The organism is Corallococcus sp. AB049A, assembly GCF_003668885.1.
GTDB lineage: Bacteria > Myxococcota > Myxococcia > Myxococcales > Myxococcaceae > Corallococcus > Corallococcus interemptor.
In genome coordinates this window covers 1-436 of sequence record NZ_RAWL01001160.1, presented here as the reverse complement: position 1 = coordinate 436, position 436 = coordinate 1, and the positions used below count along the sequence as shown (strand labels likewise).

The 436-nt window shown below is 66.1% G+C and carries 1 protein-coding gene; it reads left to right on the top strand.

From position 1 onward, the window contains the following. Positions 1-205 precede the first annotated feature (205 nt). A partial coding sequence (locus D7X55_RS46630; RefSeq protein WP_121725767.1) for a DUF4952 domain-containing protein occupies positions 206-436 on the top strand: 231 nt, incomplete at its 3' end.

The window sequence follows — 436 nt, the reverse complement described above, 5'->3', positions numbered from 1 at the left end:
TGCCGGTGTCGACGTGGATCAACCTGGTGTACCCGCGCGACCGCCAGCTGACGCCCAAGCTGCGCAGTTTCCTGGACTTCTGCGTGGCACGCTTCAGCGAGCAGACGATGGCACGGCGATAGCACGGCATCGGTTGGCATTCCTGTGACTGCCTGCGAAGGATCGCCCTGAGACGATTGGCCGGTTGCCGCTGCGTAGCGCGCGCTTGCTGCTGGGGCTGGCGGCATTGCTGTTCGCCGCCAACGTGATTGCGCAGCAGACGACTGCGCAGGCGCTGGCCGCGTGGGAAGCGCAGGGGCGTGCGGATGGCCTGGCGCGACCGGATATCGAATGCCAGGATTTCCTGCAGGCGATGGGCCGGAAGCCTGCGGGACTGGAATACAGCGGCTGCAGCCAGGACGACGCGTCCTGCATCAAACCCATGCAGGCCCACTAC